This window comes from Streptomyces atratus (assembly GCF_040655115.1).
In the GTDB taxonomy this organism is placed as follows: domain Bacteria; phylum Actinomycetota; class Actinomycetes; order Streptomycetales; family Streptomycetaceae; genus Streptomyces; species Streptomyces atratus_D.
Genome location: NZ_JBFAJH010000132.1, coordinates 1 through 2195 on the forward strand (window position 1 = coordinate 1; position 2195 = coordinate 2195).

The 2195-nt window shown below is 67.2% G+C and carries 1 protein-coding gene; it reads right to left on the reverse strand.

All coding sequences use genetic code 11. The features are described 5' to 3' along the window. Positions 1-127: 127 nt before the first annotated feature. Positions 128-1594 carry a group II intron reverse transcriptase/maturase gene (ltrA, locus tag AB0I23_RS41380; protein WP_359118426.1) on the reverse strand — a complete coding sequence of 489 codons (1467 nt, stop codon included), beginning with the start codon at positions 1592-1594 and terminating at the stop codon, positions 128-130. Positions 1595-2195: the final 601 nt, after the last annotated feature.

Sequence of the window (2195 nt, forward strand, 5' to 3'; positions counted from 1 at the left end):
CGGTTGAGTCGGCCTGAAGCGCGGTTCCGGTGTTGCCACCGGCCCGTTTCTCCAGGCCGCTCTCCGAACCCGGCGTACCCGTCTCCGAGTACCGGGCTCTCCACAGTTCCTCTCGTCGGGCTGGTTGTCAGGCTGTGGGCCAGGGGCTGGGGATCGTGTCGCCCCGGTAGCGGTACCGGGTGATCGCCGGTGTCCGCGCCAGGTTGATCAGTTCGATCCCGTCCGCGGTGATCGGCAACCATGACCCGTGAGGGCCAAGGAGCCAGCTGCGGACGTCCTTCCACGACCAGCGGTGCATTGTCTTGAGCCACATGATCACGCGGTGCCAGAGGAAGGCCCCGAGCATGCGGAACGTGTGCTTCGCGACGGCATGCCGGAAGTAGTTGGCCCAGCCGCGCATGATCTGGTTGAGCCGGATCAACACGTCCCTGGGGTCAGCCTGTGACGTCCTGCGGGTCAGGGCACGGATCTTGTCCTTCACCGAGCGGACGGGCCGCGTGGCGATGAACGCGTAGACGTACCACTTGTCACTGCCCCGTTTGCGGCGCCGCCGGATGCGGAACCCGAGGAAGTCGAACCCGTCCTCTATGTGCACGATTCGGGTCTTGGCTGGTGACAGCCTCAGCCCCAAGGGATCGAGCACGGAGGCTACTTCGTCCTGGAGGACCACCGCGTCCTCGGCGGAGCCATGCACCATGATCGCGAAATCGTCCGCGTAGCGGACGATTCGCCAGTTGGGCAGGCCGTGCCGACGGCGCTTGCGGCGCGGGTACTGGCCATCCATCCGCCCGCCGGGCAGCCAGTCGCGGTGCAGGTGCTCATCGAGCGCCGACAACGCGACGTTGAAGATCAGCGGGGAGAGGATGCCGCCCTGCGGGGTGCCGGTGTGAGTGTCCTTCCGTTGGCCGTCCTCGCTGAGGATGCCCGACTTGAGGAACGCCTTGACCAGCGTCAGCATGCGCTTGTCCTTGACCCGTTTCCGCACGGCGTCCATGACGGCGTGATGGGAGACGTTGTCGAAGGCCGCTTCGATATCGGCGTCCAGCACCCAGTGATATCCCTTGGAGCCGAAACGCTGGATCTCCGCGATCGCGTCCTGAGCCCGCCGTTTGGGCCGGAACCCGTAGGAGACCGGCAGGAAGTCGGCCTCGAAGATAGGTTCCAGCACCAGTTTCAGCGCGGCCTGAACAGTCCGGTCCGCCACCGTGGGAATACCGAGGCTGCGGACCTTTCCCGACCCGCCCGGCTTGAGGATCTTGCGCTCCCTCACCGGCAGGGGCCGGAACGCGCCGGACTTCACGTCCGAGCGCAGACCGTCCAGGAATCCGGGTGTCCCGATGTCCCGCTCGACGTCGGTGACGGTCAGGCCGTCCACGCCGGCGGTTCGGGCTCCCTGGTTGCCCGCGACCCGGTCGAACGCCACGATGAGTGTCGCCGGGTCGTGAACGAAGTTGAACAGGTCGTCGAACCGGCGGCCGGGGTCGGCCACCGCCCAACGGTGAAGCTTGGCCTGCATCTCCAGTACCCGGCTGAAGGACCCCGCTGGGGGATCTCCTTCCGGGGCGCCGCCGTTCGGCGGCGCGTCTTCTGGCATTACAGTCTCCTTCCCTTCTTGGAACTGCTGCCGCCCTTCCCCTTGTGCCGGGCTTTCCCCGGCTCCGAGTACTACGGCGGCTCCGCCCCCTCCCGCACCGGTCGACCGACGGTGGGCCCAGCCTCGAACCCCGCACTGGCGGCGCGGACTCGTGGCGGATGCGAGAGGGTTCCCGTGTTCACTGCTGACCGTTCGTCGCAGGAGGCGCCCGACTCTGTCCCGGCGGCATCGCCACGGTTACGCCGCAGGCTTTCACCGTGGCCTCCCGGACCTGCATCTGCAAACCTGCCCGGGAGTTCCCCGCTTCCGTACTACGGAAGTGGTTGCGCGCCGCCATCCGGCCCAGATCCGCCAGGTTCGAGCCGGTGACTCATTACGGGACGTAAACGCCGGTTCCTCTCGTACACCTCTGCGTCTCGCTCGCCGGACCCGACCCATCTGGCAGTGCTGGACCGTCCCGGCTTTGTCACGGCTGCTCTCGCCCTTGCCGACACCTCTCGGTTCAGGCTGCCGTCAGCTACGCTCGCCCCGCTGCGACGGGGCTCGCGGCGCAGGTCTTCCACCTCCACTCGGTCAAACAGCGCTTTCCACGGCGCACGAA

What these genes read in the sequence shown, in the direction of transcription:
- ltrA (WP_359118426.1), bottom strand. Translation starts at nt 1,594, where the DNA reads ATGCCAGAAGACGCGCCGCCGAACGGCGGCGCCCCGGAAGGAGATCCC.